Genomic DNA, 24,778 nt, shown 5'->3' with positions numbered 1-24,778 from the left:
TGTTCTGGCGGGAGAACTTCAATAGGATCGCTTTGTTGATTTGATGATTGTGGGCTGCGGAGCCAGAGATGAAGTATTTTTATGGCCTTCTTTGTATTTTGGGATTTCTGCTGCCGTACGGGGCGTTTATGCCATGGTTGCTTGAGAACGGGTTGAACCTGCCGCAACTTCTTGCTGAAGCATTTGCTGGCGGAATATCGGCTTTTGCCTGGCTTGATGTGGTGGTTTCGGCGGTGGTTTTGATAGGCTTTATCTTTGCCGAAGGGCAACGACTTGGAATGAAGCGTCTTTGGCTTCCGATTCTTGCTGTGTTCACCGTTGGTGTGTCGTTAGGCTTGCCATTGTTCTTGTTCTTGAGAGAATTACACGTTGAAAAACCTTCAAAATCAGGAGCTCACAGCGGAAAAAACGTAGCGCACATATGATAGTTGGAACTCATGTGCAGAAAATGGCCTACACCAATGAGTTCACTGTGAATTTCTTAATGTTTTCTGCTATAAACAACCGGCTTAATCCTACGAGTACATACGCTAAAACACTCGCAGATTGGCTTGGGTGTTTTCTAATTGATCTACGGTGTCTTCTTTGAGAAGTCTTGACGAAAATCTTATTTCCCATATTCCTCCGTTCCGAAAGCTGGAACGCGTTGATATCAGAGAGATTTTGGACGCAGCAACGCCAAAGCGTTTCAGCGCGGGTCAGGCTATTTTCGAAGAGCATGAGCCAGCTGAGCGGTTTTTCCTGCTGTTGGACGGTCATGTGCGCGTTATTCGCACCACGGCTTCCGGAGATCAGGTAATTGCGCGTCACATCGTCAGTGGCGAGCTTATGGGCATTGCCTCCGCAATTGGCAGGACGACTTACCCAGCCAGTGCTGTGGCGATTGATGACTGCCTCGTGCTGTTCTGGCCGACAAGTCTCTGGAAGACGTTTGTCGAAAAGTACGATGGATTTGCGACGGAAACCTACAAAACCGTCGGAGAGCGTATCTCTGAAGCGAACAACCACATTCTGGAACTGGCCACACAGCAGGTTGAGCAGCGTGTTGCACGTGCTTTGCTGAGGCTTGCAATCCAAAGCAGCCGCATCACCGATGAGGGAATGGAAATTGATTTTCCTCTCACACGCCAGAATATCTCTGAGATGACAGGTACAACTTTGTACACTGTGAGCCGTTTGCTAAGCGCTTGGGAAAAACAAGGAATTGTGAATAGCGGGCGCAAAAAGGTCATCGTGACGGAGATGAATAAGCTGAAGACTCTGGCTGATTTGGACCCAATGGCTGACTCTTGAGTACCGTTGAGCGATCGCCTGAGTGTTACTAGGCATAAATACCAGTATTCTCGATTTTATATCCTATTGTTTTTAAATGTGTTTTTCTCCTATATCCGGTAATTACCGAATAGGTTGTTCTAGCACAAACTTCCCCAGTGGCGTCAATTTTATCATCTTCGGGACCGTAACCACGATAGGATTCCGTAGATGTCAGAATTCCTTACAAAATCGCGGGCACGAAATATTTTTTATGGGGGATCCTTATTCTTCATAGGCATATTTGCCGTGCTCTCAATCGACAGCCACCTTTACGTCGTCAATGAATCGACTTCAAAAGCTGATCTCACTGACGAGGTTGTCCTCGGAAAGCACGTTTGGGAAAAGCATGCTTGCATCAACTGCCATACGTTGCACGGGGAAGGCGCTTACTTTGCTCCTGAAGTCGGCAATGTGATGACACGTTGGGGCGTGCTGGATGATCCGGATGATGCAGCTGAGACCCTTGGCTCCTGGATGGAAGCTCAGCCGAGCCGCATCGAAGGTCGTCGCCAGATGCCTTTCTTCGATCTGACCAAAGAAGAAGTCCGCGGCCTCTCTGAATTCTTGCGTTGGGCTGACAAGACCAACACGCAAGACTGGCCACCGAACGACGCTGGTTAAGGGGTGGTATTATGAAATACAGTTCTCAAAAAGTCGCGTATGCCTACTTCGTAGCTGCGCTTGGCCTATTCGCAATCCAGGTTCTGGGCGGTTTGCTCGCTGGCTGGATTTATGTTGCACCTAACTTCCTTTCGGAGTTGCTGCCGTTCAACATCGTTCGCATGTTGCATACCAACGCACTGATCGTCTGGCTTCTGCTGGGCTTCTTTGGTGCGGCTTACTTCATCATCCCGGAAGAGAGCGAGCGTGAGATCCACTCTGTTAAACTCGCTTACATTCAGCTGATCATTCTCGTGGTTGGTACACTGGGTGCTGTTGTCAGCTACATCATGGGCATCCATGAAGGTCGTGAATTCCTCGAGCAGCCGCTCTGGGTTAAAGTCGGCATTCTTGTTGCTGCGTTGATCTTCCTCTTCAACATCTCAATGACTGTGTTGAAAGGTCGTAAGACTGCGATCACAAACATTCTGGTGATTGGCCTTTGGGCTCTTTCCCTGCTGTGGCTGTTTGCATTCTACAACCCAGACAACCTGAGCCTTGATAAAATGTACTGGTGGTACGTTGTTCACCTTTGGGTAGAAGGTACCTGGGAACTTGTGATGGCTTCCATCCTTGGCTTCCTGATGCTGAAACTCACCGGTGTTGACCGCGAAGTGATCGAGAAGTGGCTCTACATCATCGTAGCGACTGCTCTGTTCTCCGGTATTCTTGGTACAGGACACCACTATTATTGGATTGGCTTGCCTGGCTACTGGCAGTGGATTGGTTCCGTCTTCTCTACTCTGGAAGTCATACCATTCTTCCTGATGATGACCTTCTCCTTCGTCATGGTCTGGAAAGGTCGTAAGAACCATCCAAACAAAGCAGCACTGCTGTGGTCTCTCGGTTCCGCAACTGTCGCGTTCTTCGGCGCTGGCGTATGGGGCTTCCTGCATACTCTGCACGGTGTGAACTTCTACTCACATGGTACACAGATCACTGCAGCGCACGGTCACCTTGCCTTCTTCGGCGCATACGTTGCTCTGAACCTTGCGATCTTCACTTACGCAATGCCATTGCTTAAGGGTCGTAACCCATACAATCAGGTTCTCAACATGGGCAGCTTCTGGCTCATGACTGGTGGTATGTCCTTCATGACCTTCGTGCTGACATTTGCTGGAACCATCCAGACACACATGCAGCGTGTTGTTGGTGAAGACTTCATGTCCGTACAGGACCAGCTGACAGTGTTCTACATCATGCGCTTCGGTGCTGGTGCGGCTGTTGTGATTGGTGCTCTGCTGTTCATCTACTCCCTGCTCGTACCGCGCAAGGAATTGTTCACAGCGAACTCTGGTTCCAAACCAACGACCGGTAGTACTCCTGAAGCCCAAGCAGTTCTGGAAGGTGGTCGTTAATGACTGTACAGAACCACGTTTTTGATGTGCCCTATTATCAGCCTATCGCCGATGAATGTGCATTATTTGAAACGGCTTTTAACAAAGGTCTGCCCCTTCTTTTGAAGGGGCCGACGGGCTGCGGCAAAACCCGCTTTGTGGAACACATGGCCGCAAAGCTGGGTCGCCCGATCTACACTGTGGCTTGCCACGATGATCTTTCCGCAGCAGACCTTATTGGTCGTTACCTGCTTAAAGGCGGCGTGACTGAGTGGGTTGATGGCCCGCTGACCCGCGCTGTTCGCGAAGGTGCGATCTGCTATCTTGATGAAGTGATCGAAGCACGGAAAGACGTCGCGGTTGTTTTGCACCCGCTGACCGATAACCGTCGTCGTCTCATCATTGAGAGAACTGGCGAAGAGCTGCAAGCTCCTCCGAACTTCATGCTCGTTGCCAGCTACAACCCCGGCTATCAGAACGTTCTGAAGCAGATGAAGCCTTCCACACGGCAGCGCTTCCTCTCCACGACCTTCGATTTTCCTGATGCGGAAACCGAGATACAGGTCGTTGCTAAAGAAAGCGGACTGGATGTTGAGCGTTCCAAATCCTTGGTTCGTCTTGCCGGCCATATCCGCGGTCTTTCCAGCCTGGATCTGGAAGAGGGTGTTTCCACTCGCTTGCTGATTTATGCTGCATCCCTGATTGCTGGTGGTATGCCAGTCGAGAAAGCACTGCAATACTCTGTTGTTGAGCCACTGAGTGATGAGCCTGATGTTCAGGTTGCGCTTCGTGATTTGATCGCAGTTGTTTACGGGTGAGCCTGATGAAAGAGCAAATACTGGAGTTTTTAGAGCCTGAAGAAGCCGTAGGTAATCTGTGGCATGATTATGCTTCAAGCCTGGGTGCTCCAGTGCACCATGAGGATATGGAGGTCGAGCTGGCTAAGCTTCGCACCTCCGTACAAGTGGTGTTTCGCGGGTTAGGTGGTGAAGCTAAAGTCGAGATCAGTCAAGCTCCGGCGACGGCTTCAACCTACCGTATGCCCGTAAAACGTAAGCTCGGCAACGCTGCAGAAACAATCTTTCTGCCAGAGTTTGACGGCGAACGTTTGAGACTTCCTCCGGTTCTTGGCGTTTTTCCAGAGGCCGAAATGAACCGGGCCCATTACATCTGGCTTGCTGCATTTGCAGCGAACTGCGATGTGCAGGCAAAGCCAGAGGATCCGTTGCAGGCGGATGTTCAGGCATTGGCTTTGGCCAAACAGGCGATTGAACGTGTTTGGGGCAAGTGCGTTGGTCTCCATGATTTCTTCCGTCAGTCCTGCGAGTTTCTTCTGCAAACCCGTAAGCGTCCAAGCCTTCCTGAGTGGGAAGCTGCAGTTGAAGCTATTGTTCTTGAATTGCTTGGCGGCCCGCGGGCTGTCACCAGCACAAGTGCAACAATTCGCAAGGCGATGGAATGTGTTGATGAGCGCTGGAAGCTGACAGCTCCGCGCGGATATTGCACCTTTGCACCTGTACCGATCTGGATTTCCAGCGAGTTGGTCAACGGTGAGCGTGGTGAAGAGCGCTCGGATGAGCAGGCTCCGCCAACTCCGCAAGGATCAAGTGCAACAACGAAACGCAAAGCTAAACGCGAAAAGCGGGAGCAGGCGGATCGTAAAGACAGTTTTATTCTACATCGGTTTGAGGCGATCCTCTCCTGGGTAGAAAGCATGAACCTCAATCGTAGTACCGATGACGACGAAGAGGAAAATGCGCAGAAAGCTGCTGATGATCAGGATTATATCAGCCTTTCGAAAAATCAGCGGAAAGCAGCGACACGGTTGCGGCTGCATCTGGATTTGTCTCCAGAAGATGCAGACCACGAACGCCTTTCCGACAAATTCACATATCCTGAGTGGGATCACCGCCAACGTAAGTTTTTGGAGGATCATTGCCGCGTTCTGGAGAAGGATGCCGAGCCTGATTATGAGAGCGTGCTGCTGACGGATCCTTACCATAAGCGCCGCATTCGTCAGGTGAAGCGCCAGTTTGAAGCGTTGCGTCCAAAGCGGATCATGCAGATGCGTCAGGCTGAAGGCAGCGAGCTGGATCTGGATGCTTTGGTGACGGCTCAGGTTGATCTAAAGGCTTCAGGTTACGCATCCGATCGGATCTTCCAGGATTCACGTGCGGTTGAGCGCGATCTATCCGTTGCTATGTTGCTTGATACATCCCGTTCTACTGAGAGTGCGGTTGGCGATTCCAATGTTATCGAGATTGCGGGGGCCGCGCTTGCTGCTTTGTCTGGCGGAGTTGATGCAAGTGGCGATCATCTGGGGGTCTGGGGCTTTTCTTCATTGAAACGCGACCGGGTTTTCATGAACAAAGCCAAAGATTTCAACGAGCCGATGACGGATGAGGTGATTGCAAAGATTGGCGGGCTCAAGCCGTGTTACTACACCCGTTTGGGAGCGGCGATCCGGCATACCACTGCGCAGCTTGCCTTGCAGCAAACACAGCGGAAGCTTTTGATTGTACTAACAGATGGAAAGCCGAACGATCTTGATCACTATGAAGGCATTCACGGAATTGAAGACAGTCATATGGCTGTTCGTGAAGCCCGCAAACTGGGCATGGCTGTTCATGGTGTGATTGTTGATGAGGATGGGCAGGATTGGTTTGCCCGTATCTTTGGCAAAGGTGGTTATACGCTCTTTCCAAATCCGGAACGTCTGACACGTGCGCTACCGGATATCTATAGAAGCTTGACAAGGGAGTATTAGATTATGAAGCTTTTCTATATGGTTATGGGCTTTATGGCAGGTCTGCTGCCTTTGTCCGCAATGGCTGCAGTTTCCGGATACCAACGTCCTGTGCCTCAGCCGCAAAGTGCGACTGCTGAGCTGTGGTTTGGTCTTGCTACTGTTATGCTTGTTGTCTCACTTTATGTCGTGCACCGGGTTGTAAAAGGCAGATGAGTGAAGAAGACCTCAGCTATCGCATCAGTGTAAGAAGGCTGGCACTCTACCTTTACCCACTGGGTATTGGAGCGGTCGGTATCAACCTCTTCTTTTTGTCGCTGATTTTCTCATGGGTTGGATGGCCAGTGATGTCACCTTATCTTGCGATGGCTGGCGGTGTTGTATTGGGCTATCCGTTTGCGTATCCCTTTGCAAAACATATCCGTTATCTGATGGATAAATCGGATGGTTTGCTGGACTAACCATCTGTTTTGCAAGCATCGGAAGTCGAGCGCGATCTACAAGGATCGCGCTTTTTTTGTGCGCTGTGGCCATCTGATTGTTCTGATTGATAGTTTTATCAATTCAGAAGCAAAAATTAATGTGCCAGCATAGCGTTGTCCCGCTGGAGTTGTGCTGCGTTCCATCTGATTTGGTGTTTCCTGACAGGAGAAACAACAGTTGCGAGCGTCTGTTGCTCTAACCTCACTGGCAAGTTTGATGAAGTGGCGTGGCCTGCTGCTCGCATGTCTTTGGTTTTATGTACTTTTCAACGGCATAGCGCAGGCGCAAGGTTCTCGTTGGCCATTGAACTGGGGCGATTGGGAGACTGCTACCGGAGACTGGGGCGGGTATCGGACGAAGCTCAACGATATGGGTATCGATCCGGAGTTGAATTACACCCACGATATCATGGCAAATCCGGTTGGAGGAGAACGGCAAAGTGCCGCTTATGCCGGAGCGCTCGGGGCCAATATCAACTTTGACTTTGAAAAACTGATGGGCTTGAGCGGAACCAGTTTCAGTCTTGGTTTGTATCAGGGGCTTGGGCGAGATTTGTCTGGTGAAGACATCAATAACGTTTTTGATGTGGCGCAGATCTTTATCGGCGATGTTTTCGGTGTCTCGCAGATGAACATTTTGCAGACGCTGGCGAATGATCGGGTGGAGATTGCGATAGGTCGACTTTCTGCGGGGGCGGACTTTGCGTTCAGTGAGGCTTTCCCGCTTTATGTCAACAGCGCTGTTAATGGAAACCCGGCCCAGCTTCTTGAAAACTTGCCTTCATTTACTACTCCCCCTTTCAGCCAGTGGGGTGTTCGGGGAACAGTGAAACCAGAGGACTTTCTCTACCTTTCTGTCGGTGCATACAACGCGGACTTGAATGCGCAGGACAACGAAGATCAAGGATTTAACTTCAAGTTCAATCCCGAAGACGGCGTGTTGGTGATTGCAGAAGGTGGGGTTCTGGTTGGGCAGGAGAAGACCAGTGCTTACTTGCCAGGCCGGTATATGCTTGGCGGTTATTATGACACCAGTGATTACACGCCTTTCACCGATGCAAACGCGACGGAAGAGGGCAACTGGGGGCTCTATTTCATAGCGAACCAGATGGTCTATGAAGAGCAACCGGATCAAGGCCTTAATCTCTGGGGGCTTTTCACGCTTGCGCTACAACAAAGCATCAACAGTTTGCCTTATGGAGTGAGTGGTGGTGCCTACTACAAAGGACTGCTTGATAGCCGGGATAACGACATCACAGCGGGTGCATTTTATCTTGGTTTCTTCAGTGATGACCTGCCAGGCCAGACCTATGAACTTGTGTTTGAGGTGAACCATCGTTTTCAGTTTACGGAATGGTTCTATACGACGGTCGATGGGCAGTATGTGGTGAACCCAAATGGCCAGACAAATATCTCTGATGCATGGGTTGTTGGCTTCGAAATGTCCGTTGATTTTTAAGCCTAAAGACGTTGTTTTTTCAGAAAAATAGCTCGTTTTCGAGAGTGCAAATCACTTGCAAAAAACATCAGCACACGACCAAGAAAAAGTACGTGGAAATCCACTGTAATCTTTATGTTTTTGAGTGTGCGTAATAGTTTTACAAAGTGCATCAGCCTCCACAAAAGCAGTACAAAATTTCAGCTTTAAAATAGTCGGTTTCAGGTCCGGATTTTGGGGGGCTTTGATGAACGTACTGACGTTACTTCAGAAATCACTAAATTAGTTTAGTTTGAAGTAATTTGAAATGTGGACGAAAGCTAAACTATCACGGAAACGTGAGATGTAAACTCAAGTTAAATTTAAATCTTGAGTTATTCGTACTAGTATTTCTGAAGCATTCAATTTGATTGCAATCAAAATACAAAAGTAATCTCGTTGATATATTTTTCTCAGTTCAGTTGAGAAGTTGATTCTATCATGAAAGCGCAGATGGGAAGGCGGCATTTTCTTGGTATGTCCAAGTATGCGGAGGATAAGCCGTGTCCGCCTTACAGTATTGGTGAAGTTGAATTTTCCGATGTATGCACCGGTTGCGGTGATTGTGTTTCTGCGTGTCCTGAAAAGATCCTTCGAATTTCTGAGCGGAGCAGATTGGCTGTTGTCGATTTTGGAGTGGGATCCTGCACCTTCTGTGAAGCGTGCGTCGACGTTTGCAAAAAGGGAGCGCTCGTTAAGACTGAAGACGCTCCCTGGGCGATGAAAGCCACGATCGGCTCCAACTGCCTTTCCTATCAAAAGATCGCGTGCCGGGCCTGCGCTGACTTTTGTGAGATGAGGGCAATCCGATTTCATCTTGGCCTAGGTGGCCAGCAAATTCCTGATTTGGACAGTGAGGCTTGTACCGGGTGTGGTGCCTGCCTTGTTGCCTGTCCCAATGGATCCATCGAAATGCGCGAAATTAAACTCCAAGAGGAGGTTCTATGAACATTTGCGGCGTTCTCGTTAATTGCTTAGCGGGGAAAACCCAAGAGGTTTCTGAAGCATTGTCCGCCCTGCCGGGCGTGGAAGTTCATATCACCAAAGAGGATACAAACCAGCTTGTTGTGACTGCAGAGGATACGGAAGAGACCTTCGCTGATCAGCAGGTGCTGGAAATTCACCGGACGCCAGGCGTCGTGTCCGCTGGTCTTACCTATCATCAATTCGAACCAAACACCGACCCTGACTTGAAGGCGGCCTAACGGGAGGCAAAACATGTCAATCACGGCATCTCGCAGAGATATTATAAAGTCAGCAGCGGTTGCAGCAACTGCTTCTGCAGCTGGTATCGCTTTACCAAAGTCCGCCGAGGCTCAGGGAAAAGCCTCCGATATACGCTGGGACAAGGCTGTTTGCCGCTTTTGCGGAACAGGTTGCTCTCTCCTTGTAGGTGTTAAGGACGACCGTGTTGTCGCCACACAAGGTGATCCTGATGCACCAGTGAACCGCGGTTTGAACTGTATCAAAGGCTATTTCCTTTCCAAGATCATGTACGGCAAGGATCGTCTGACAACACCGCTTCTACGTAAGACCGCTGGCGTCTATGACAAGCATGGTGAGTTTGAGCCTGTCTCCTGGGATGAAGCTTTCACTGTCATGTCCGAAAAATTCAAGGATGCATTGAAGGAAAAAGGCCCAACCGCAGTCGGTATGTTTGGTTCTGGTCAGTGGACTATCTGGGAAGGGTATGCTGCTTCCAAATTTATGAAGGCTGGTCTGCGCTCTAACAACATTGATCCGAATGCTCGCCATTGCATGGCGTCAGCTGTGGCAGGTTTTATTCGGACCTTCGGTATTGATGAGCCGATGGGTTGTTATGATGACATGGAGCTTGCCGATGCATTCGTGCTTTGGGGCTCGAACATGGCAGAGATGCACCCAATCCTTTGGTCACGTATTACAGATACCCGTCTGACCAAGCCGGGCTGTGAAGTTCATGTGCTTTCTACTTTCGAGCACCGTTGCTTTGAACTTGCTGACAACGGCATGATGTTCACGCCACAGACTGATCTGGTGATCCTCAACTTCATCGCTAACTACATCATTGAAAATGATGCGGTGAACTGGGACTTCGTCAATAAGCACGTCAACATCACCAAAACTGCGACAGATATCGGTTACGGTTTGCGTCCGAATGATCCGCGCGAGCAGGCTGCTGAAAATGCTGGCTCTGGTAAGATCTCCAAGATCGACTTTGAGGAGTATAAGCAGCTCGTTTCCAAGTATACGCTTGAGTATACAGAAGAAATGTCTGGCGTTCCGGCTGAAAAACTTCTGAAGCTGGCGAAGATCTATGCTGATCCTAACCGCAAGGTTATGTCTCTCTGGACAATGGGCTTTAATCAGCACTCACGCGGCAGCTGGGTGAACAGCCTTTGCTACAACATTCATCTTCTCACTGGTAAGATCTCTGAGCCTGGCAATGGTCCATTTTCGCTGACGGGTCAGCCATCTGCATGTGGTACTGCCCGTGAGGTCGGAACATTTGCGCACCGTCTGCCTGCAGACATGGTGGTCAAAAATCCTAAGCACCGTGAAATCTGTGAGACTGCCTGGAAAATTCCTGAAGGAACAATTCCTGCCAAGCCTGGGTACCATGCAGTTCTGCATCATCGCATGCTTAAAGATGGCAAGTTGAATGCCTATTGGGTTCAGTGCACGAATAACCTGCAAGCAGCTCCTAATATGAACGAGGAAGGCTGGCCGGGGTATCGTAATCCTGAGAACTTTATTGTTGTCTCTGATCCATATCCAACCGTTACAGCAATGGCTGCTGATCTTATTCTGCCAACAGCTATGTGGGTGGAAAAAGAAGGGGCCTATGGTAACGCAGAGCGCCGTACCCAGTTCTGGCGTCAGCAGGTGAAAGCTCCGGGTGAAGCCATGTCAGATGTCTGGCAGGTTATGGAGTTCTCTAAGTACTTCAAGACAGAAGAAGTCTGGCCTGAAGAACTGCTTGCCAAAATGCCTGAGTTGCGCGGCAAGACACTCTTTGAAGTGCTTTATGCCAATGGGGTCGTCGATAAGTTCCCGGTCTCTGAAGTCAAAGAAGGCTTCAATAACCATGAGTCTGAAGACTTCGGCTTCTACGTTCAAAAAGGGTTGTTTGAAGAATATGCCGAATTTGGGCGTGGCCATGCGCACGACTTGGCTGACTTTGATGTCTACCACAAAGCGAGGGGTCTCCGCTGGCCAGTGGTTGATGGCAAGGAAACACTCTATCGCTTCCGCGAGGGGTACGATCCTTACGTTAAAAAAGGTGAAGGCGTTAAATTCTACGGTAAGCCTGATGGCAAGGCGAACATCATCTTCGCACCTTATGAGCCGCCAGCAGAAGTGCCAGACAACGAGTATGACCTCTGGCTCTGCACCGGTCGTGTGCTTGAACACTGGCATACAGGCTCCATGACGCAGCGCGTCCCAGAGCTTCATCGGGCATTCCCGTCTGCTGTTCTGTTTATGCATCCGCAAGATGCGCGGGAGCGTGGTCTTCGAAGAGGGCAGGAAGTCACTATCTCCACTCGTCGTGGTGAAGTGCTGACACGCCTGGAAACCAGGGGCCGGAACAAGGTTCCAAAAGGCTTGGTTTACATGCCTTTCTTCGATGCAAACCAGTTGACCAACAAGCTTACACTCGATGCCACTTGTCCGATTTCGAAAGAAACCGACTACAAAAAGTGCGCTTGTAAGGTGGAAAGCGCTTAGAGCAACCCTCTGAGCAGCAATGGATAAGAACCATGTCTGATCTCAAAAAGACAGGCCTCAGCAGTGCAAAGCGTCGCCAGTTTCTTGGCGACGCGGCCCGCACAGCGTGTGGCTGTGCTGTTGCTGCGACGTTTCTGACGGTCTATCAGGCGCAGGCTAAGGCTTTTCCTGCCGACGCCATCAGACCGCCCGGAGCTCTCTCTGAAGAAGAGTTTTTGAGTGCGTGTGTGCGATGCGGACTGTGTGTTCGCGATTGCCCATATGACACGCTGAAACTCGCCGAGCTTGGTGAAACTGGCCCGGCAACAGGAACGCCATACTTTACAGCCCGCGATGTGCCTTGTGAAATGTGTGAGGATATTCCTTGTGTTGCTGCCTGTCCGACAGGGGCACTGGATCATTCTCTCACCGATATCGACGATGCTGATATGGGTGTGGCTGTTCTGATTGACCAGGAGAACTGCCTTAACTTCCTCGGTTTGCGTTGTGAGGTTTGTTATCGGGTTTGCCCGCTGATTGATGAAGCGATCACACTCGAAATGACACCAAACACGCGGACCGGTAGTCACGCAGTCTTTTCGCCAACTGTCTATGCAGACGTCTGCACGGGTTGCGGTAAATGCGAGCAGTCGTGTGTGTTGCCAGAAGCTGCAATCAAGGTTCTTCCTCGCCGAATTGCCAGAGCTGAGAGTGCTGAGCACTACCGGCTTGGTTGGGAGGAAAAAGCCAAAGCAGGAAATGCGTTGGTTCCCGGTGTGATTGATCTGCCTGATCGTGTGCCGGATGCTGGTGGGTTTGAGCCCGTATTCCAGCCAGGGAAGGGGCGGCCATGACCACTCATGCATTAGACGCTCATGTACCAAAAGAGAAGAAGAGAAGCTGGGTGCTGCGCAACAGATTTCTGTTACTCAGACGGAGCTCGCAATTGCTCATTCTGGCTCTCTTCCTTGCAGGGCCGTGGGCAGGCCTCTGGATAGTCAAAGGAACACTGACCTCCAGCATGACGCTGGATATCCTTCCGCTGACAGATCCCTTCCTGCTGCTGCAGACGATGGTGACAGGACATTGGCCTGAACTGACAGGTTTGATTGGTGTTGCCATTGTGGTTGGCTTTTACGCGGTGTTTGGCGGCCGGCTGTATTGCTCATGGGTTTGTCCCATGAACGTCGTGACTGATAGCGCCAACTGGTTGCACCGCAAGCTTGATCTGAAAAAAGGATGGCAACCGAAAAAGCACACCCGATATTGGGTGCTGGCCATGACGCTGCTGGTTGCTGCCGGATCTGGCTCTCTTGCTTATGAGCTAGTCAATCCCGTGACCTTGCTGCACCGCGGATTGGTGTTCGGCATGGGGTTTGCCTGGGCTGCGGTGTTGATGGTGTTTTTATTCGACACCTTTGTCTCCCGGCATGGTTGGTGTGGGCACCTTTGTCCTATGGGGGCTGTCTATGGGCTGCTCAACACCAAGAGCTTGCTGCGGGTTTCTGCGAAGAACCGGGATGCTTGTGATGACTGTATGGACTGCTTCGAGGTTTGCCCCGAGATCCACGTAATCTCTCCGGCTTTGCGAGGCAAAGGGGATGATACCCCGCTGATTGTAAATCGAGACTGTACGTCTTGTGGTCGCTGTATCGACGTATGCGATCTGGATGTTTTCAGTTTCACCCATCGTTTCGATACTCAACTTATTCAACCTACTTCAATCGAACCGGGCCCCCGCGATCCGGTCACGACCAAAGCTATGGGAGGTCACAAATGAAAACGGGAGTGCCTTGGAAGGCTATCACCATTATGGCGGTTTTGCACCTTACCGGCTTTGCTGCCTTGAGCGCACATGCAGAGGGGGTAAAGTCATTGCGGGGTGTACAGGTTGATGAACCTGTCTTCGTCGAGCCGATTGCTCGCCCGCAAAACACTCGGGTGAACCGTGAGTTCCGTCAGCAACCACCATTGGTGCCACACAAGACTGAGGCTTATCAGGTTGACCTGAAAGTCAACCAGTGTCTGACGTGCCATGACTGGGCCAATGCAGGGGAGAAAAAAGCACCAACCTTGTCCATGACACATTATGCAGACCGTGAAGGACGTCAGCTGGACCGGGTTGCAGGTACACGCTGGTTCTGTACGCAATGCCATGTTCCTCAAGTCGATGCTGATCCGCTGGTGGAGAATGAATTTACTCCGTCAAGCGAACGCTAGATGGCACTTCTGACTGGAGGAATTTAATATGAGCAATCAAGGCGCAATTCCCAGTAAAGATCAGGGACCTGGCTTGTTCAAACGGATCTGGCGGTTTTTGAGACATCCTGCAACGACAATTTCTGCAGGCGCTCTGTTGCTGATTGGCGTTGTTGTCGGTGTGGTTTTTTGGGGTAGTTTCAACTGGTCCATGGAGATGACGAATACCGAAGAATTCTGCATCGGCTGTCATGAGATGGAAGCAAATGTTTATGCGGAGTATACTGAGACGGCCCACTATGCGAATGCATCTGGCGTGCGGGCAACATGCCCGGACTGTCATGTGCCAAAAGAGTGGGTGCATAAGGTGGTTCGCAAAGTACAAGCTTCCAGAGAGCTATATCACAAGGCTCTGGGCTCTATTGATAGTCCGGAGAAGTTTGAGGAGAAGCGTCTTCAACTGGCGACTAATGTTTGGACTGCAATGAAGAAGACCGATAGTCGCGAGTGCCGCAACTGTCATGAGTTCAACTCTATGGACTTCGTTCTTCAGGAAGGTCGTGCCTCTGCCGCTCACTCTGATGCATTCAAGGAAGGCAAGACCTGTATTGATTGCCACCAAGGCATCGCCCACAGCCTGCCAGCCAACGCGCTGGAAGCTTACAAAGAGAACGTCTCTGCTGTTTATGACTAAGCATCGCTTAGGCTAGTTGCATAGGGCGCTAGAGTAGTAACCCACCTTTGAGAGTTCTCGAAGGTGGGTTTTTCTTTGCTCCTACCAAAGTAAGTGAGTCGAATCAGCCGTTGACGAAACTGCTGATTGTCATCTGCCAGAAGCTCTTGTCTGTGTGATTGCTTGATCCAAATCAAATGAAGTAAGGAGAAGCAACCTGAGATGTGTTTAAAATGACACAAATATGAGTATTATATTCATGTATTTTACTTGAGTGGCTATTTTTACATTGATAGATATCTCAATCCAATAATATGAGTAATTAACTCATATTAAAGGTTGTAGGGATGTCCAAGGGTTTTGTCTCCGGCTTGATGACCGGAATCTGCTATCTCGCACTGCAGTCAGGTGCATATTCTCAGGAGCAAACAGAGCCACAAGAGCTCGGGCCAATTGTCGTCACAGCTTCGCGTAGTGAGCAAAGCCTGGATGAAGTAACCCGCTCCGTTGCTGTGGTGGAGAGCGAGCAGATTGAGCGGGCTGTTGCAGATAGTGTAACTGAAGTTCTGCGTGATGTTCCTGGCATCAAGATTATCGATAGCAACGTTGCAGGTATGAAGCGGATCAGCATTCGTGGTGAAGAATCTTCGCGAAATGTTGTGCTCGTAGATGGGCAAGAGATCTCTGATCATACTTCTTATGGTGCTGTATTTCTGATTTCCCCGTCTGATATCGAACGCATAGAAGTGGTGAAGGGCCCGGGCTCGGTCCTGCATGGCTCGAAAGCTATTGGCGGCGTTGTAAATATTATCACTAAGAAGGGTGCCGATCGTGCCGTGCAGGTTGAGATCGGAACGACCTTCGATTCCTCTACTAATGGTATTACGGGGTTCAGCTCAGCTGCTGGGACTATTGATCAGTGGGACTATCGGTTTTCTGCTAGCAAATCCAAACATGGTGATCGCGAAACAGCAGATGGCACGCTGGAAGGTAGTGCTTTTGAAAACCAGAGTGTAACGGCCTATGTTGGCTACACTGGCGACCAACATAAATTTAGTATCAAGGCTGAACGATTTGAGCAGGAAAGTGAGGTTTACACCGATCCTGCTGATATCGGGTTTGTGATGCGTCAGTTTGATATGGACTTGCCAAAGCGCGACCGTTCCAAAGTTGGCCTATTCTATGACTTTACCGATGTAAATGAGAGCATTGCTAAAATCCATTTGGATGGATACGTCCAGCAGATTGATCGTGTGGCTCTTGTAGACTATGAGCTGGCTCCTCCTGGAGCGCCAGTTTTGAAGCGTGAGAATAAGACTGAGAGCGAACTGCTTACATTCGGCCTGAATGGGCAAGCTGATCTGACCTTGTTTGACAACATGTTGACCTCAATCGGCTTTCAGGCTGTCCAGGATCAGTTGGATAAGGATAGTTTCAGCACTGGCACGACCACTATCAGCGTTCCTGGACCTGTCTTCCCGGTCAATATTACAGAGCGAGATGAGGCCAAACTTACGACTTTGTCTGCGTTCCTTCAGAATGAGTGGGATCTGAATGATGATCTTACGCTAACTGCTGGTGGCCGTTATTACTTCGTTGCGAGTGAGAATAAAGGCACTGCAGGTGATCGGGATGAGAGCGATCAGGCATTTGTGGGTGCTTTGGGTCTAAACTATACGGGCTTTGAGAATTTTGCGCTAAGAGCGCATGTGTCTCAGGGATATGTATATCCGACACTCCTCCAAAGCACGTTGGGCTCAGTATTTTCTCCTGCTGGAAAAATCTATGGTAACGCTGACCTTGATCCTGAAACGTCAGTGACCGCAGAGATTGGTGCGCGTTTCGACAGCGGGAATTTGATTGTTGATGCGAGCGCGTTTTATACCGATGCGAAGGACTACATCACATCGGTTGATTGTGATGCAGCAGTTCATGGTTCAAAGTGCACTGCAAACTCAGATATTTACGTGAATATTGATGCGGCCAAGACTTGGGGGCTCGAACTTGCTGCTTCCTATCAGTTTGCTGAGTTGGCGGTCACACCATATGCCAATATCACTTTGATGCGGCGCCAATTTAGTTCCGGAGCAACCAACACCTTTGATACCGACACGCCGTTGGTATCTGGCCGTCTAGGCGTGATGAAGTCCTGGGCCTTTGATAACGGAGTTGAAGCCTATGCGGATCTTTACAGTCGCTTCTCCAGCGAGCATCGGCAGAAGGATGGCAGTGGTATCGATGAAGCGGACGGTTTTGCCACGCTTAACTTGGCAGGTGGCTTTTCCTACGATTTCGATGAAAAGCGCAGGTTAAAAGTGCATGCAGCTGTCGAGAACATCTTTGACCAAGACTATAAACCGTCAGTCGAAGAACTCACTGCACCGGGCCGGGCGTTTAAACTATCTGCGAGTGTCATCTTCTAGTTTTTAAAGCCCTACCGTAATAGCGGTGGGACTGTATTTAAAAGGGTATCATCACATGAAAACCGTGCTTCTCATGTTTTTGCTGAGTTCAGCGGGGCCGAATGGTGAGGTGGGTGCTTCCTACGTTGAAAAAGATAGTGTTGAGGAATGTCAGCAAGGCATTGTTGCGTTGAAGGAAATTTTGGCGGAGCCGCGCTTTAAGATCCATTATGCTGGTTGCCATCAAAGCTCGGCTCCGATCTCTGAGTTTGAACATCCGGGTGCTGATGATGAAGGCGATAAGCCGGAGCTTTTCGTTTATCTCAACAGGATTGAGAAAGGTCAGTTGCTTGTTTCTAAGGCTGATAGCCTTGCCAGTTGTGAGGCGAGTATAAACAAAAGCGAGAGCTGGTGTGCTTTGAGCATGCAGAAGTTGTTGCGGCAATAGCCATTCCTATGCTTTGCTCCTCCCACGGGAATTCTAATGTTGCTTTGGGGGGAGTGCGAATGACATCTCGAAAAAAGACTGTCTGGATTATTGGGGCAACTTCAGGGATTGGTGAGGAGCTCTGCAAGCTTTATGCAGATGATGGCTGGCAGGTTGTTGCGAGTGGCCGCCGGGTTGATCGACTTGAAGCACTGAAAGAAACATACACATCAGTGACGAGTTTACCGCTTGATGTAACGGATAATGAGCAGATAGCTCAAGCCGCCCACGATTTTGATGAAAATGCCAGCCTGCCCGATTTGACGCTTTATTGCGCAGGTGTTTTTCACATTGGTGGACTTTCGACATTGACCGAGGAAGTCTGCGTCAGTGCGATGGATACAAACTATTTTGGTGCTGTGCGGACCATACATAACTTGTTCCCACTGCTGAAAGAACGCGGCTCCGGGCACGTTGCCATCATTTCCTCGCTTAGTGGGTATGGAGGGCTGCCTTACGCTGCAAGTTATGGCCCTACAAAAGCTGCGCTCATCAATCTTTGTGAGGCGTTGAAACCGAGTTTTGATCGGGCGAACCTCTCTCTTTCAGTCATCAATCCCGGGTTTGTGAAGACCGCGATGACTGAAAGTAGCAAGTTGCCTATGCCCTTTATCGTGAGTGCAGAAGGGGCTGCCAAACGGATCAAGAAAGGCCTTGACCGTAAGAGCTTTGAGATTGCGTTTCCTTTCCCGCTCGTTACGGCTTTGAAACTGCTACGGTTTGTCCCTTATTGGGCATATTTCCGACTGGTTGGCCTTACAGCCGGGAAGCACAGTTCTTCATAGAGATAAGATTAGGAAGGTTGGAGATGGGGTGATCTCTGACCTTCTTCGGTTTCTGTTGTATGTGTCATTGCTTGCTGTAGCTCGGGTAGAAATGCCCAGATCTCCCGGTTGAGTTTCACAAGCTTCTCGATTGCATTTCCCATTTGAGTGATGCGCGCGTCGTCGACTGCCTTGATTTCCCCGAGCTGGATCTGTCCATTCTTGCGTTGAATGCGCATGGAATGGGTGTGGGTGATTTCGCCTTGCTGGTTCTGTTTGAAAGTTGCGTGGCTAAATTCATTTCTTAGCCGGGTACTTTCGTTGAAGATGCGAAGAATGCGGCGCAGCTTCTTTTTGAGAGCAACATTTTTTAGCTTTGCGTCTGCCAGGCGTTCTATCAGTTCCAGCCTTGCCCTCGTTGTGTTGAGAGTGCCGAAGACAAGAGTTGCGGTGAGTTCGTCGGTCTGCATGAGATGCTGCAGGATGTAGATGAACGTGCTCTCATTGTTGGACCAGCTGTAATTGATGTTTCCAATCAAAGCGAACAGGAGGTTTCGCCGCCCAGCCTTGTTGGGGGCAATTCTGTCTAGTTCGTCAAAGTCAGGTGAATGAGAGGTTTGATCGTGCATAAAGCGCGCCTGTCTGAGAATACTCGTTTTGCAGCCTATAATTACGTTTCTAACGCAAGGGTAGCAAAGCTAAGGCGTTATTTATAGAGCGTGACGGACAGGTTTTGCTTGGCGACTCTTTGATTGAATGTCTGGGGAGTGTTGGTGAAGTAAATGAGGCTTAGTTTCGATGATTCCTGAGATTTAAAGGAGCATAAGCCACAGTGACTGAAGATATTCCTGAATTACCTGTGAAGAAATTTATGCGATCAGGAATGTGGGTTACTGGGCGGATTGTGCCTTTAAATTAGAGTATGGCGTTCTTTTATTAGTCGGCAAAGTTTGGTTATAAACCTATAACTTTTACACTCAAACAGTGTTTTAGCTACCTTGAGAATTCACTGCATATTACATAGGTCACCGAAAACCTATTTCTTGATCAGGTTGCTATGTGATTTAGATGACACTGTCATTATTGAGACCAATAAACACTTCCCTGTTAGAAGTTCTTAGTTATTTTTTAGTAATATTTAAAACACTAATTTGCGAATACTAACGTTAACTCACTATTAATATCCTAGATTGTCATAGTAATTATTGTCTAGTTCAATTGAATGTATTGTTGATTACTACCAGATATTACTCTTGGTTTGTCTGTTTTTTAGGCCGTGGTATAGCTTCCGCCGCTTCCAAGAGGAATATTCTTTCTTCTTTACTGGAGGTTTTGTTTGGAGGAATGGAGTCTATTCGTTTTAGCAAGAGCATTTAGTTAGTAATTTAGCCAGAATTCCAGAACCAGCGCATATTTTATCGGTTACTTCGTTTTCTGAAGCCGACGTGTTGTTTAGCGTACAGATTTTACATTTGTGCGATCTGGAATCTTGCGTCCAAATTCGGGGTTATCCGAGTTTACAAGCCATTTGCTTGTTCTGACCTTTGGTCAAAAAAGCTAAATCGAAATGACAGCCTTCAAATCATGGAATGAAACACTTTTTCAATCCTCAGGAGAACCTGTGGCAACCAGCTGACGCAAATGATCGGCTTCTTGCAGGGCAGTTCTCCGAATATTTGGAGACGATATGTCTGGTTACAATCCATTTACTGATGGCACTGATACGCGTATCCGCGCAGAGCAGGATAACACGCTCGGTGATAAGGATGTCGTTGAGCACAATGGTGATAGTAGCGCTGAAGTGCTTAATGACGGTTCGTTAGACCAAGAGGTCTTAGTGAACCGTGATGATCTGATTGATACAATCGCACAGGCTGGCGATGGCATTCAGGATATTAACGCTGCACTACAGATTGGCGACGACCTGACCATTGATGCGAGTTCTTCCGCTTCAGCGAATGGCCAGGGTGTTGCGCTTGCCTTTGATCAGGGTATCGCGACCGGTGCGAACCTGCAGAGCAACGATGTCTCCGGCAGTGTAACTGGTGGAAACTTTGATGCGTCGACCGTTGGTGGTGACGGCTCTGGTGTCAATGCGCATCAAGCAGGGGCGGCAGCAGCAGATAACGACACGGATACACTGGTTCGTGCAAACCAATCCAACTACGCGAATGACCTTGATACACTCAATAATGTTACCGTCACGAATGATGGTGATGCTGAGCAACGTGTAAAAGTTAAAGGTGGTGATGCTGATTCTGGTAATGGCATCATTGGTGCTGGACCAACTGATATTGCTGGCTCAAATGTTGGCGTTGGTGATGATGAAAGCATCACTGGTTCTACTGCTGCACAAGCAGATGCATCTGGTCTTGCACGTGGCTTCAACCAGACACTACAAACTGGTAGCAACGAGCAGGGCAACAATGTTGATCTATCGATCACAGGTTCAGATGTAGATGTTTCTGGTGCTGGTGGATCTGGTGCTCAAGCTGTTGTCGGTGGGACTGACTACACTTCTGGTAACTCAGATACCAACACTCGTGGGCGTGTCAATCAGTCAAATGAACTGAATGATGGCGTTGGTGGTAGTTTTGGTGGTGGCAACATTGACGGTGCTATTGCAAATCCTGAAGTTGCCAATCTTGATGACTCTTTGCAGGTTGTTAAAGCCAAAGCAGGTAATGCATCTAGTGATGATGGCATCAATTCAATTGACCATATCGGATCTTCTGCATCTGTTGGTGGTGACGGAAGCGTAAGCGGTAGTGCTGTCGCATCTGCTTCAGCAAGTGCTGTTGGCGTTGGTTTCCAACAAGACATTTCTGCAGGCAGCAATGCCCAGGGCAACTCTGCAAGTCTTGACATTACAGGTACTGGTGTTGGCCAGGCAACCTCTGGTGAAGATGACGCGACTGCTGGTATTCAGGTCAGTGCCGATTGGAATTCATCTATTAATGAATCTGAAACAGGCACAAATGCTCGGTTTAACCAGTCTAACGAAGCTTACGATGCCGATGCAGTTCTAGAGCCAAGCCTTCATAATGACGGGCATTCCACTCAGAAGATTGAAGCCTACGGTGACGATGCGACCGCTGGTGACGGTATTGACATGAACGGTGGCCGTCTAGGTGCGGAACACGTAGTCGATGATGGTTCCATCACTGGTTCGACGCTTGCCAAGTCTGACGCTTTGGGTGTTGCTGCAAGCTTTGAACAGAAAGTCAGCACTGGTGGTAACTCACAAAGTAATGCCTCCGAGTTAGGTGTAACTGGAGCAAATCAGGTTACTGCTTCTGCTGGTGAGGACGGTGCCACTGCGTCTCTAAATGCTGACAACCCATCAGTTTACGGCGATCACAGAACTGGGACACGCACTGAAAGTAATCAGTCTAACGCGCTTGGCGATAAAGATGAGATAGATGATGCGAATGTGTGGAATGAGCATGACAGTACTCAAACTGTTGATGTAACTGGCGGCATCTCTAATGCTGGTAACGGTGTCTCTTTTAACTCCGGTACTTCTGCAGCCGTGCATAGTAACTTTGACATGAGCGGATCAGCAGCGGCTTCTGCAAATGCTCAAGGTGTCGCACAGTCCTTTACGCAATCATTGACCACAGGCGGAAACGCCCAAGGTAACTCTGCTGAAGTCTCTGTGACTGGCGCAGAAATGACGGCCTCGATTGCTGGTGAAGACAATGCTGGTGCTGCTGCAGGCCCTGTTTCGCTTTTGGCTGGCAGAGGTGACACCAACACAAATACCCGATCCTTTCAGTCTCAAGAAAATGAGATGTACGAAGGCGACACTTTGTTCAGCCCTGATGTCATCAACACTGGTGGAGCAGATGCGGTGCAAACCGTCACAGTTGATGCTGGCAGTGCGACCGCAGGTAACGGTATTGAAGCTCTTGGTGGTAATCTAGGTCCTGATACCGTTGGTGATGATAGCTCCATCTCCGGCAGTGCTTCTGCAAGTGCGAATGGTGTAGGCGCTGCGATCAACTTTGGGCAAACACTCAAAACTGGTGGCAATGCTCAATCAAACTCTGTCGATGTCGATATTACTGGTGGTAACAAAGCTGTTGCAGCAGCTGGTGAGAGCGGAGCTACTGCTGGGTCTGAGCCGATTGCACCTGTCGATCATGACACCACAACAACCTCGTGGAGTGATCAGAGCAATCAGCTTGGTGATGTTGATGAAATCGAGCATGCGGACGTCACTAACTGGGGCCATAGCACTCAGAGTGTTGATGTAGACGGTGGAACTGCTTCCTCTGGAGCTGGTATTGTTCAGACTGGTAGCAGCTCAACCAACATTGATGGAAATGAGAGCATCTCAGGCTCCAGTTCAGCATCTGCTGACGCGACAGGTGTTGCTCAGTCCTTCACTCAGACGCAGTTGACAGGTGGTAATGCTCAAAGCAACTCTGCATCCGTTTCTGTTACTGGTGCTGATGTGAATGTTGCTTCTGCTGGTCAGGACGACGCGGAAGTAAACGGTACTTGGGTTGGAACTACGAACACCGATAGTTTTTCAGGTGGCCTACAAGGTAACACCGCTTACGATGGCGATACCATCTGGGATAGCGATGTTCGTAACTTCCATGATTCCACTCAAGATGTGACTGCTACTGGTGGAACTGCAACTGCTGGTGATGGCATTGCATCCAGTGGGGATGGTCAAATTGGTGCTCAAGGTGCTCCTGGTGTTGCGGAAGACAGCAGCATAAGTGGCCTTTCCAACGCTGGTGCTGATGCTACGGCTTCTGCAGCATCGTTTGAGCAGGTTCTTAGTTCAGGTAGCAATGGACAGAGCAATTCTTACGATGCAAGCATTGTAGGTGCGAACTCTGGCGTTGCTGCATCTGGCGAAGACAATGCAACACTTGGCCAGTTTGGTCAGGCAGCAGCTGCCGGTCAGTCTGATACCGACACAGCAGCTGGTGCGTGGCAGGAAAACACGCTTGGTGACAAGGATACCATTTCTGATGCTGATGTCGTAAATCGCGACATGGTTGATCAGGATGTCTCTGCTTCAGGCGGAACAGCCACAAGTGGTGCTGGCATCAGTGTTGCCGACTGGGATGGAGATGTTGGAGCTGCGAGTGTTGGAGATGACTCTTCCATCACTGGTGTTACGCAAGCAACTGCGGATGCGTCTGCTTCTGCGTCTTCCATGAACCAGAAGCTGTTTTCTGGTGGTAATGCTCAGAGTAATGATCTTGATCTGAGCGTAACTGGTGGAAGCAGTAATGTTCAGTCTGCCGGCGAAGACTCCAACGTAGCATTTGCATCTGTAACTGGTACTGGTCCAGCTAACAACGGCGGTGTAGATTCAACCGACTCCCTCCTCGGCGGGTATCAGAGCAATACCATTTATGATGGTGACAGTATTTCTGATGCGGATGTTGTTAACTACTCTAATGTTGAGCAGGATGTTACCGCAACAGGTGGTACTGCGAGTGCTGGTGTTGGTTCCGGTGGCATTGATGGCACAGATGTGAAGGGTGCGTTGAACGTTGGCGACAATGCATCTCTCACAGGTAAAGCCTTGTCGTCTGCTGATGCTGTCGCGGAAGCCTCTGCATTCAACCAGGTAATATCTACCGGTGGTAATGCGCAGGTAAACTCAGCAGATGTCGAGATTGTTGGAGACAACAAGAATGTCATCTCCGTTGGTGATGACAGTGAGGGTGGGGCTTCGAACTCAATTCGATCCGGTACCGTTGCTGGCAATGCTGACAGCCTTGCCTTGTTCTCACAAAACAACACTGCTGGTGACAACGACCAGATTGATGAAGCCGATGTCGAAAACTTCGATGAGCTAACTCAGACTGTTACGGCAACTGGTGGTGATGCTGACTCTGGTGATGGTATTACAGATCCAGTGAGTTCGTTCGTTGCTAATGGTTCTGTTGGTGATGACTACACTGTAACTGCGGAAGCTGTTGCTTCTGCGGATGCTACGGCGAAGACATCTGCCTTCAACCAGAGCCTGTACTCAGGTGGTAACAAGCAGGTCAACTCGACTGAGCTGGATGTTACAGGTCAGAACGATACGCTTCTCTTCACAGGAGAAGATGATGGTCTGGGTTCATTGGACATCACACCTTCTGGTAGCCCAGATGTTGGTGGTGGCTTCTTTGGTAATCTGGATGCGAATGGCACTGACACCATCTTCGGTGCTGAGCAGGCAAATGCATTGTATGATCAAGATACGATCACCAATGTTGAAGTCCATAACCATGGAACGCTTGATCAGAGTATCGTTGCTGATGGTGGTCAGGCGATGTCTGCGGATGGCATCCACGATGCTGAAAGTCTCTTCGACTTCGGTACTGGTGACGATTACAGCGTGACGGCTTCTACGGCTGCGACTGCTGATGCTCTGGGCGTGGCTAATGCCTTTAACCAGACAATTGTCATGGGTGCGAATGTTCAAGCCAATGCTGTTGATGTCAACGTCGTGGGCGGTTCCTCAACCGTGAACGTGGTTGGCGAAGACGACCTTGCATAATCCAAACTAAACAAGACCTGCGCGGATCAC

The 24,778-nt window shown here is 49.5% G+C and carries 20 protein-coding genes; 19 read left to right on the top strand and 1 reads right to left on the bottom strand.

The window, feature by feature from the left end; genetic code table 11:
• Positions 1-68: 68 nt before the first annotated feature.
• The 18 genes from PsAD13_RS23185 (at position 69) to PsAD13_RS23095 (ending at position 18,249) form a co-directional block, all read left to right on the top strand.
• Entirely contained in the window at positions 69-425 is a 357-nt protein-coding gene (locus PsAD13_RS23185; RefSeq protein ID WP_063319632.1) for a DUF2834 domain-containing protein, read from the top strand.
• Positions 426-576: 151 nt separating this feature from the next.
• Positions 577-1,293, top strand: a complete 717-nt coding sequence (locus PsAD13_RS23180; protein ID WP_057461262.1) for a Crp/Fnr family transcriptional regulator — start codon at positions 577-579, stop codon at positions 1,291-1,293.
• 189 nt (positions 1,294-1,482) lie between these two features.
• Positions 1,483-1,935, top strand: a complete 453-nt coding sequence (locus PsAD13_RS23175; protein WP_057461263.1) for a cytochrome c — start codon at positions 1,483-1,485, stop codon at positions 1,933-1,935.
• 11 nt (positions 1,936-1,946) lie between these two features.
• Positions 1,947-3,332, top strand: a complete 1,386-nt coding sequence (locus tag PsAD13_RS23170; RefSeq protein WP_057461264.1) for a cbb3-type cytochrome c oxidase subunit I — start codon at positions 1,947-1,949, stop codon at positions 3,330-3,332.
• Entirely contained in the window at positions 3,332-4,129 is a 798-nt protein-coding gene (locus PsAD13_RS23165) for a CbbQ/NirQ/NorQ/GpvN family protein (protein WP_063294051.1), read from the top strand. The genes PsAD13_RS23170 and PsAD13_RS23165 overlap by 1 nt, the downstream gene beginning before the upstream one ends.
• Positions 4,130-4,134: 5 nt before the next feature.
• Positions 4,135-6,078 carry a VWA domain-containing protein gene (locus PsAD13_RS23160; RefSeq protein ID WP_193777088.1) on the top strand — a complete coding sequence of 648 codons (1,944 nt, stop codon included), beginning with the start codon at positions 4,135-4,137 and terminating at the stop codon, positions 6,076-6,078.
• Between the two features lie 3 nt (positions 6,079-6,081).
• A complete protein-coding gene (locus PsAD13_RS23155; RefSeq protein WP_063294049.1) occupies positions 6,082-6,273 on the top strand; it encodes a hypothetical protein in 192 nt (63 codons plus the stop codon).
• Positions 6,270-6,518 (top strand): hypothetical protein, encoded by a 249-nt coding sequence (locus tag PsAD13_RS23150; RefSeq protein ID WP_063319583.1) that lies wholly within the window; start codon positions 6,270-6,272, stop codon positions 6,516-6,518. The genes PsAD13_RS23155 and PsAD13_RS23150 overlap by 4 nt, the downstream gene beginning before the upstream one ends.
• A gap of 199 nt (positions 6,519-6,717) precedes the next feature.
• A complete protein-coding gene (locus PsAD13_RS23145; RefSeq protein ID WP_208986889.1) occupies positions 6,718-7,998 on the top strand; it encodes a carbohydrate porin in 1,281 nt (426 codons plus the stop codon).
• Between the two features lie 962 nt (positions 7,999-8,960).
• Positions 8,961-9,221, top strand: coding sequence for a chaperone NapD (locus tag PsAD13_RS23135; protein ID WP_063303162.1), 261 nt, complete (start codon positions 8,961-8,963; stop codon positions 9,219-9,221).
• Positions 9,222-9,234: 13 nt separating this feature from the next.
• A complete protein-coding gene (gene napA / locus PsAD13_RS23130) occupies positions 9,235-11,724 on the top strand; it encodes a nitrate reductase catalytic subunit NapA (RefSeq protein ID WP_063319582.1) in 2,490 nt (829 codons plus the stop codon).
• A 32-nt stretch (positions 11,725-11,756) separates the two neighbouring features.
• Positions 11,757-12,557, top strand: a complete 801-nt coding sequence (gene napG, locus PsAD13_RS23125) for a ferredoxin-type protein NapG (protein ID WP_057461271.1) — start codon at positions 11,757-11,759, stop codon at positions 12,555-12,557.
• A complete protein-coding gene (napH, locus tag PsAD13_RS23120) occupies positions 12,554-13,483 on the top strand; it encodes a quinol dehydrogenase ferredoxin subunit NapH (RefSeq protein ID WP_057461272.1) in 930 nt (309 codons plus the stop codon). Before napG ends, napH begins: the two co-directional genes overlap by 4 nt.
• Entirely contained in the window at positions 13,480-13,923 is a 444-nt protein-coding gene (locus tag PsAD13_RS23115) for a nitrate reductase cytochrome c-type subunit (RefSeq protein WP_208980620.1), read from the top strand. Before napH ends, PsAD13_RS23115 begins: the two co-directional genes overlap by 4 nt.
• Positions 13,924-13,951: 28 nt before the next feature.
• Positions 13,952-14,596 carry a NapC/NirT family cytochrome c gene (locus PsAD13_RS23110; protein WP_063300196.1) on the top strand — a complete coding sequence of 215 codons (645 nt, stop codon included), beginning with the start codon at positions 13,952-13,954 and terminating at the stop codon, positions 14,594-14,596.
• A gap of 326 nt (positions 14,597-14,922) precedes the next feature.
• Positions 14,923-16,998, top strand: coding sequence for a TonB-dependent receptor (locus tag PsAD13_RS23105; protein WP_063319581.1), 2,076 nt, complete (start codon positions 14,923-14,925; stop codon positions 16,996-16,998).
• Between the two features lie 55 nt (positions 16,999-17,053).
• Positions 17,054-17,425 carry a hypothetical protein gene (locus PsAD13_RS23100; protein WP_063319580.1) on the top strand — a complete coding sequence of 124 codons (372 nt, stop codon included), beginning with the start codon at positions 17,054-17,056 and terminating at the stop codon, positions 17,423-17,425.
• Positions 17,426-17,484: 59 nt separating this feature from the next.
• On the top strand, positions 17,485-18,249 hold the full coding sequence (locus PsAD13_RS23095; RefSeq protein WP_063319579.1) for an SDR family NAD(P)-dependent oxidoreductase: 765 nt from the start codon (positions 17,485-17,487) through the stop codon (positions 18,247-18,249).
• Positions 18,250-18,257: 8 nt separating this feature from the next.
• On the opposite strand, the gene PsAD13_RS23090 is transcribed toward PsAD13_RS23095, so the two are convergent.
• The gene (locus tag PsAD13_RS23090; RefSeq protein ID WP_063308100.1) at positions 18,258-18,857 is read right to left on the bottom strand and encodes a hypothetical protein; all 600 of its coding nucleotides are present in this window, start codon (positions 18,855-18,857) and stop codon (positions 18,258-18,260) included.
• Positions 18,858-19,915: 1,058 nt separating this feature from the next.
• Here PsAD13_RS23090 and PsAD13_RS23085 point away from each other — a divergent pair.
• Entirely contained in the window at positions 19,916-24,748 is a 4,833-nt protein-coding gene (locus tag PsAD13_RS23085; RefSeq protein WP_063319578.1) for a hypothetical protein, read from the top strand.
• Positions 24,749-24,778 lie beyond the last annotated feature (30 nt).

The sequence above is a fragment of the Pseudovibrio sp. Ad13 genome (assembly GCF_001623225.1).
Lineage (GTDB): Bacteria > Pseudomonadota > Alphaproteobacteria > Rhizobiales > Stappiaceae > Pseudovibrio.
This window is presented reverse-complemented; position numbering and strand designations above follow the sequence as displayed.

Excerpts from the sequence above, each read along its gene's own strand:
- PsAD13_RS23185 (WP_063319632.1), top strand. The coding sequence starts at position 69 with ATGAAGTATTTTTATGGCCTTCTTTGTATTTTGGGATTTCTGCTGCCG.
- PsAD13_RS23175 (WP_057461263.1), top strand. The coding sequence starts at position 1,483 with ATGTCAGAATTCCTTACAAAATCGCGGGCACGAAATATTTTTTATGGG.
- PsAD13_RS23170 (WP_057461264.1), top strand. The coding sequence starts at position 1,947 with ATGAAATACAGTTCTCAAAAAGTCGCGTATGCCTACTTCGTAGCTGCG.
- PsAD13_RS23165 (WP_063294051.1), top strand. The coding sequence starts at position 3,332 with ATGACTGTACAGAACCACGTTTTTGATGTGCCCTATTATCAGCCTATC.
- PsAD13_RS23160 (WP_193777088.1), top strand. The coding sequence starts at position 4,135 with ATGAAAGAGCAAATACTGGAGTTTTTAGAGCCTGAAGAAGCCGTAGGT.
- PsAD13_RS23155 (WP_063294049.1), top strand. The coding sequence starts at position 6,082 with ATGAAGCTTTTCTATATGGTTATGGGCTTTATGGCAGGTCTGCTGCCT.
- PsAD13_RS23150 (WP_063319583.1), top strand. The coding sequence starts at position 6,270 with ATGAGTGAAGAAGACCTCAGCTATCGCATCAGTGTAAGAAGGCTGGCA.
- PsAD13_RS23135 (WP_063303162.1), top strand. The coding sequence starts at position 8,961 with ATGAACATTTGCGGCGTTCTCGTTAATTGCTTAGCGGGGAAAACCCAA.
- napA (WP_063319582.1), top strand. The coding sequence starts at position 9,235 with ATGTCAATCACGGCATCTCGCAGAGATATTATAAAGTCAGCAGCGGTT.
- napG (WP_057461271.1), top strand. The coding sequence starts at position 11,757 with ATGTCTGATCTCAAAAAGACAGGCCTCAGCAGTGCAAAGCGTCGCCAG.
- napH (WP_057461272.1), top strand. The coding sequence starts at position 12,554 with ATGACCACTCATGCATTAGACGCTCATGTACCAAAAGAGAAGAAGAGA.
- PsAD13_RS23115 (WP_208980620.1), top strand. The coding sequence starts at position 13,480 with ATGAAAACGGGAGTGCCTTGGAAGGCTATCACCATTATGGCGGTTTTG.
- PsAD13_RS23110 (WP_063300196.1), top strand. The coding sequence starts at position 13,952 with ATGAGCAATCAAGGCGCAATTCCCAGTAAAGATCAGGGACCTGGCTTG.
- PsAD13_RS23105 (WP_063319581.1), top strand. The coding sequence starts at position 14,923 with ATGTCCAAGGGTTTTGTCTCCGGCTTGATGACCGGAATCTGCTATCTC.
- PsAD13_RS23100 (WP_063319580.1), top strand. The coding sequence starts at position 17,054 with ATGAAAACCGTGCTTCTCATGTTTTTGCTGAGTTCAGCGGGGCCGAAT.
- PsAD13_RS23095 (WP_063319579.1), top strand. The coding sequence starts at position 17,485 with ATGACATCTCGAAAAAAGACTGTCTGGATTATTGGGGCAACTTCAGGG.
- PsAD13_RS23090 (WP_063308100.1), bottom strand. The coding sequence starts at position 18,857 with ATGCACGATCAAACCTCTCATTCACCTGACTTTGACGAACTAGACAGA.
- PsAD13_RS23085 (WP_063319578.1), top strand. The coding sequence starts at position 19,916 with ATGTCTGGTTACAATCCATTTACTGATGGCACTGATACGCGTATCCGC.